Here is a 6,082-nt window from a genome sequence, read left to right on the forward strand (position 1 = left end):
GCTTCCTAGGAACCTAGTTTGCAGGCCTCAGTCGGGGAGTTGGTGGAGGAGGAAGATGCCGCCCAGCGCCGGGCGGTCCAAGCGCTCATGGTCGGTCGCCACGTATTCGTCCAGGATTGCGAGGATTCTCCGGTCCAGCTCGGCGAGCTCCTCCGCCGACAAGTGGAGAGTGAAGCGCTCGTACAGGCGGACCCCCGCCGGACCCGCCTCGCGCAGCTCCTCCGTGAAGGCCGCCACCGGCGCGTACGCCGTATCCGGGTCGGCGTCCACCAGCGGGCCGTCCAGCCACCACGTCATGCCGGTCGAGCGGTACGGCTTCTCGAGCGCGCCGCTCTCCCCCGCCCGCACGGGCGCCGCCTCGAGCAGGCCGGCCGCCGCGAGCATCTTCACGTGATAGAGGACCGTGCCCGGGTCACGGCCCAGGCGGTCGGCGAGCTGCTTGTTCGTCAGCTCGTGGCCGTGGCAGAGCCGCAGGATCCGCAGCCGCAGGGGATGACCCAGCGCCTTGGCCTCCTGGGCGGTCGCCGGGCGGCGTCGAGGTACTTCGCTCACGCCTCATCATACGGTACTAGTGGAAAATCTTCCCATCGATGGAGTATTTTCCATCAGTATGACGCGCGCGTATCGACTCGTATGGAGTGCCGCCGCCCTGTCGGGGCTGGCCGACGGAGTGCTCAAGGTGGCGTTGCCGCTGGTCGCGGTCGGGGTCACGCGGTCGCCCGCCCTCGTGGCCGGGCTCGCCTTCGCGGTCACGCTGCCGTGGCTGCTGTTCGCGCTGCCGGCCGGCGCGTTCGTCGACCGGGTCGACCGGCGCCGCGCGATGGCGGGAGCCAACACGCTCCGCGCCGTCCTCCTGGGCGCGCTCGTGGCCGGCCTGCTCGCCGGCGTCGCGACGATCTGGCTGCTGTACCTCGTCGCGTTCTGCGTCGGCATCGCCGAGACCGTCCACGACACGGCGGCGCAGTCGATCGTCCCGCAGGTCGTCGCGCGGGACCGGCTGCCGGCCGCGAACGCCCGGCTGTACGCGGCCGAGCTCACCGCGAACCAGTTCGCCGGCCCGCCGCTCGCCGGCGCGCTGGTCGTGGCGGGCGCGGCGGCCCCGTTCGTGGGCGCGACCGGCTTGTGGCTCGCCGCGGCCGCCGCCCTGCTGCCGATGCGCGGCTCGTTCCGGGTCGCGCGCCCGCCGGACGCGGCCGGCGCCGGGATCCGCGCGGAGATCGTGGAGGGCGTCCGCTGGCTGTGGCGGCAGCGCCTCCTGCGGACGTTCGCGGCGATGGTCGGCGTCTCGAACTTCGCGTCCAACGCCGCCTTCGCGGTGCTCGTCGTGTACGCCGTCGGGCCGGGCTCGGCGATGGGCCTGTCCGCCCCGGAGTACGGCTGGCTGCTGACCGCCCTCGCCGTCGGCAGCCTCCTCGGCTCACTGCTCTCCGGCCCGGTCGTCCGTGGTCTGGGCCGGGCCCGCGGGCTCGCCGTCGCCCTGACGACCGCGGCCGCGATGGTCGGCGTCCCGACCCTGACGACGAACCCGTTCCCGATCGGCGCCGCGTTCGTGCTGGGCGGCGCCGGCATCGTGATCGCGAACGTCGTCATGGTGTCGCTGCGCCAGTCGATCACCCCGGACCACCTGCTCGGCCGGGTCAACAGCTGCTACCGCCTGGTCGCCTGGGGCACGATGCCCCTGGGCGCGGCAACGGGCGGCCTGCTCGCCGAGGCGTTCGGCGTGCGCCCGGTGTTCGCGATCATGGGCGTGCTCGTCCTCACCACGCTGCTCGGTCTGCGCACCGCGACGAACGCCGCGATGGAGGCCGCCGAGGCGGGCGCCATGGTCCCGGCCGAGCCGGGCGTTGTCGTCCTGGCCCAGCCGACGGCCGACGAGCACACCGAGGCGGGCCCGGCCGGCGCCCGCTCCGGGCCGTGAACCCGACCGTGCCGTGCGGGCCGCTACAGTGGCGCGGGTGATCGCGACGATGGTGGTGGCCGGCGTCCTGGCCACGCTCTACGTGATGCTCATCGCCCGGCACCTGCGCAACGCGCGGGCCGAGGGCGGGGTCTCCCACCGCAGCCGCCGGCTCGCCGACATCGAGTGCGAGGCCGTGTACCGCCGGATGACCGGCACGCTCGACCGCGCCGAGTACCGCGACACGATGGCGGCCCTCGCCGCGCACGACGGCATCGAACGGCCCGTGTTCGTGCCAGAGTGAGGTCCATGGACGATTTCCGGCTCGGCCCGATCGGCCAGATCTCCCGGCAGGTGACCGACGTGCAGGAGGCCGTGCGGTGGTACCGCGACGTGCTCGGCCTGCCGCACCTCTACACCTTCGGCGACCTGGCGTTCTTCGACTGCGACGGCACCCGCCTGTTCCTCACGACCGGCTCGGCCGCCGAGTCGATCCTGTACTTCCGCGTCCCCGACGTCCACGCCGCCCACGCCACCCTCTCCGGCCGCGGCGTCACGTTCGAGGGCGAACCACACATGATCCACCGCCACGAGGACGGCACGGAGGAGTGGATGGCCTTCTTCCGCGATCCCGACGGCGGCCTGCTCGCCGTCATGTCCGCCCGCTCGCCGACGTAGGACGGACCCGATCCCGCGGCCGGCCGTTGCCGACGGCCGGCCGCGGTCGGATGTCAGTGGCTCGCGGCTTCCAGCTCCTGGCGGTCGGGTAACCAGGTCGCCTCGGCGTACGCACGCTCGGCCGCGTCGGAGTACACCGCCGTGGCCAGCCAGGCCTGCGCGAACGCCGCGCCGTCGTCGTCGGAGAGACGTCCGAACGCGTCCCGGGGGCGGTTGCCGGCCGCCACAGCGAGCCCGTCGAGCAACTCGGCGCCGGTGTCGAGCCGGGCCCGCCGCAGCCGGTCGGCGTCGGTCGGGCCGCGCCCGCGGGCGAGCCCGGCCACCATCCGGCCGCCGGAGACCGTCCGCTCGACCTGGACCCGCAGCACCTGCAGCGCCGGGTCAGCCACCGACGGCCGCCACACGCCGCCGTCACCCTCGCCGAGCACGGCCAGCGCCGCCTCACCGTCGACGGCTGCCCCCGCCGCGCCGCCGTCCGCATCCGGATCGACCACCGGGCCGCCGCCCGCGGCGGCGTCGGCGTCGGCCGCTGACGGCGGTCCGGCGCCCGAGCCGGGATCGACCGGCTCCGGTGCGTCGGCGCTCACCGCCGGATCGGCCGACGCCCCGCCGGCATCCTCCGCGCCGACGTCAAGGTCTGCCGCGTCGGCCGTGGCGAGCGGGATGTGGCTGCGGTGCAGGCGGTCGAAGGCCAGGTCGGCGTGGCCCTGGTGCGGGGCCGGCAGCGGCCAGGTCATGCCGACGGGCGGGGCGACGGCCAGCGGGTACACCGTGCCGGGCCGTCCCGGGTCGGGCCGGCCCACCAGCAGCAGCTCCAGGCCCGGGCGGGCGGCGAGCAGGCGCAGGTTGTCCCGGTACGCCAGCGACGGGTGGTCCGACGCCACCCGCAGCGTCAGGCGGGCGCCGTCGGCAGCCGTGGCCCGGACCGCGTCGCCGTCGGGGCCGTCGAGGCGGACCGACAGGAACAGCAGGTCGGCGCCGGCCGGGCGGTCGGTCACCGGCTGGGCCAGGGCCGCGAACGCCCGGTGCACCTGCTCGGCCGCCGGCTGCGCCCACAGGCCGGCGAGCGGCGCCTCGTGCCAGGACACGCCGCTCGCCGTCACGGCCCGCACGGATTTGCCGGCGCCGAGCTGCCGGCTCGCGGACGCGGTGGCGCCGGAGACGACCAGCCCGGCGCGGGTCAGGCCGCGGTGGCTCAGCGCCGTCTCGCCGAGCTTGACGGTCGCGTTCCCGGCCGTCGCCGCCCGCCGCGCCGTGCCGGGATACAGGTCGGCGATCATCCACAGCCCGCCGTCCCGATCGACGACGTACGTGACCACGCCCGCATACCCGGTGCCGGCCACCACCGCCGTCGTGCACAGGCCGTGGAGGCGGAGGCTGCCCTGCAGCTCGTACGTGCGCCGAGCGGTCCCCAGCAGCCCCGTCCCCGGGGTCACCCGGAGTCGGTGCGTCACCTCCAGCAGCTCGCGCATCGCGTCGGTGAGGTCGGCCAGCCGGTACTGCGCCTCCCCCGCCCGAGCGGCCTGCAGCAGCGTCGCGACGGTGCGGGCGGCGGCCGCCGGCCGGTACACCTTGCAGGCCTGCGCGTCGTGCGCCGCCCGCAGCAGCGCCGTGCGCGCGACGGCGCCCGAGCCGCTGACCCCGGCCGCCAGCACCGCGACGGCCGCCCGCCACAGGTGCGCCAAGGCCGCCGTCTGCTGGGTCGTCAACGCCGCCTCTTCAGCAGGCACGGCAGCGACCGGCGCCCCGGACCCGCGAGCACCGTCCACCGTCGCGGCCGGGGCCACCGACCCGGACCCACTCCCGCCGCCACCGGCGTCGCCCGCCTGGACCCCGGCCGCACCGGCTTCGCCGTCGCCGGCGAGCCCGGCGGGGGGCGGACCGGCCGCCACCGCTTCCGCGTCCGGTTCGCTGACGCCGGCGTCGACCGGAGCCAGGGTGAGCACGCCGGCCCGGTGCAGGCAGTTCGGCGCCAGTAGGCAGGTGCAGGTGACCGCATCGGCGGTCCGGACCACGCCGCCCTCGGTGACGAGCGTGACCGTGGTCGCGTCGTCGATCGCCACCGAGTACCGCGGACCGTCCACCGTCACCGGCCGGTCCGCCAGCTTGGCCGCGGCGTCGTCGAGCTTCTTGCGCAGCCGGGCCGGCAGCCCGTCGACCGCGGCCACGAGCACCGGCGCCGCGATCGGCGGCAGGGACGAGGCGCTCACGGGCGCACCTTCTCTCCGACCCAGCGGGCCAGCTCCAGCGGGCTGAGTGCGGCGACCGGCATCCCGGCCGCGACGAGCTGCGAGGCGACCGACACCGAATACCGCGGCCGCCCGGCGTCGTCGAGGCTCGCGCAGCCGAGCACCGTCACGCCCGACTCGACCAGCGAGCGCGTCTCGGCGAGGAGCCCGCCCAGCGGATACCCCTCCTCGAAGTCGCTGACGACGACCACCATCGTCCGCGACGGCACCGTCACCAGCGACCGCGCGTGCCGCAGCCCGGCCGCGATGTGGGTGCCGCCGCCGACCCGAACCTCCAGCAGGAGGCTCAGCGGGTCGCCGACCCGGTCGGTGAGGTCGACGACCTCGGTCGAGAACGCGATGAAGTGCGTGCTCAGCGCCGGCACGCCGGCGAGGATCGACCCGGTCAGCGCCGACCAGATCACCGACGCCTCCATCGAGCCGGACACGTCGACGACGAGGACCAGGCGCCAGTCGACGCCCCGCCGGGCCCGGGTGCGGAACACCGGCCGCTCCGGGATGACCGTGACCCGCCCGTCCGCGTCGCGCCGCGTGGTGGCGAGGTTGGCCCGCAGCGTGCGCGGCAGGTCGAGCGGCCCGCCGGGCCGCGCCGTCGGCCGCGGCGTGGTGACCCCGGCGAGCGCGGGCCGCAGCCGAGTGGCCAGCTGCCGGGTCAGCTCGTCGACGATGCGCGCGACGAGCGGCCGCAGCCGGGCCACGGCCGACTCGGGCATCGCGCCGACGAGGGACAGCACGGTCTGGAGCAGCTCCACCGAGGGGGTGACCGCGTGCGGGTCGAGCAGCAGCGCGGCGTCGCGCCGGCCGCCCTCGACCGCCCGGGCCAGGACCTCCTCGCGGATGCCGGGGCCGAACAGCGCGGTGAGCTCCTCGGCCCACTCCCGCACGCCGGGGAAGGGGGCCTCGCGCCCGGCGCGGGCGGCCGCGTCGGCGCGGGAGCCCTCGCCGGTCCCGGCCCCGTAGAGCTCGTCGAGCGCCGTCGCATACCGCCCGGCCGACCCCGCGAGCCGCTCCGGCTGCCGCCCCAGGAGCAGCCGCCATCTGTCCACAGTGGACAGGGTGGAGGCGGGGACGGCGGAGGAAGGGGACGCGGGTGGAGAGGCCTCGGTGGAAGGCAAGACGGCACCGGACGCGGAAGCCGCAGCCGGCGCGGAGGAACCGGCAGGGGCGGGCGAATCAGCCGACGCCGAGGAACCGGCAGGCGCGGAGGAACCGGCAGGCGCGGAGGAACCGGCAGGCGCGGAGGAACCGGCAGGCGCGG

General features: G+C 76.1%; 5 protein-coding genes and 1 pseudogene. 3 read left to right on the forward strand and 3 right to left on the reverse strand.

Annotation, left to right across the window (positions count from 1 at the left end):
* Positions 1–27: 27 nt before the first annotated feature.
* Positions 28–552 carry a winged helix-turn-helix domain-containing protein gene (locus tag ABZS66_RS44130; protein WP_354768715.1) on the reverse strand — a complete coding sequence of 175 codons (525 nt, stop codon included), beginning with the start codon at positions 550–552 and terminating at the stop codon, positions 28–30.
* A gap of 85 nt (positions 553–637) precedes the next feature.
* On the opposite strand from ABZS66_RS44130, the pseudogene ABZS66_RS44135 reads away from it, so the two are divergent.
* The 3 genes and pseudogenes from ABZS66_RS44135 to ABZS66_RS44145 all read left to right on the forward strand — a co-directional run.
* A pseudogene (locus ABZS66_RS44135) lies at positions 638–1,813 on the forward strand (MFS transporter); the annotation flags it as partial.
* 142 nt (positions 1,814–1,955) lie between these two features.
* Positions 1,956–2,201: a hypothetical protein gene (locus ABZS66_RS44140; RefSeq protein WP_354768717.1), complete on the forward strand. Its 246-nt coding sequence runs from the start codon at positions 1,956–1,958 to the stop codon at positions 2,199–2,201.
* A 5-nt stretch (positions 2,202–2,206) separates the two neighbouring features.
* The gene (locus ABZS66_RS44145; protein WP_354768719.1) at positions 2,207–2,575 is read left to right on the forward strand and encodes a VOC family protein; all 369 of its coding nucleotides are present in this window, start codon (positions 2,207–2,209) and stop codon (positions 2,573–2,575) included.
* A 53-nt stretch (positions 2,576–2,628) separates the two neighbouring features.
* On the opposite strand, the gene ABZS66_RS44150 is transcribed toward ABZS66_RS44145, so the two are convergent.
* Together ABZS66_RS44150 and ABZS66_RS44155 are read right to left on the reverse strand one after the other, a co-directional pair.
* A complete protein-coding gene (locus ABZS66_RS44150; protein ID WP_354768721.1) occupies positions 2,629–4,785 on the reverse strand; it encodes a hypothetical protein in 2,157 nt (718 codons plus the stop codon).
* Positions 4,782–5,870 (reverse strand): VWA domain-containing protein, encoded by a 1,089-nt coding sequence (locus ABZS66_RS44155; protein WP_354768723.1) that lies wholly within the window; start codon positions 5,868–5,870, stop codon positions 4,782–4,784. The genes ABZS66_RS44150 and ABZS66_RS44155 overlap by 4 nt, the downstream gene beginning before the upstream one ends.
* Positions 5,871–6,082: the final 212 nt, after the last annotated feature.

The organism is Dactylosporangium sp. NPDC005572, assembly GCF_040605515.1.
In the GTDB taxonomy this organism is placed as follows: Bacteria; Actinomycetota; Actinomycetes; order Mycobacteriales; family Micromonosporaceae; genus Dactylosporangium.

Bases quoted from the DNA above. Each gene is read 5' to 3' on its own strand.
- ABZS66_RS44145 (WP_354768719.1), top strand. From the start codon at position 2,207: ATGGACGATTTCCGGCTCGGCCCGATCGGCCAGATCTCCCGGCAGGTG.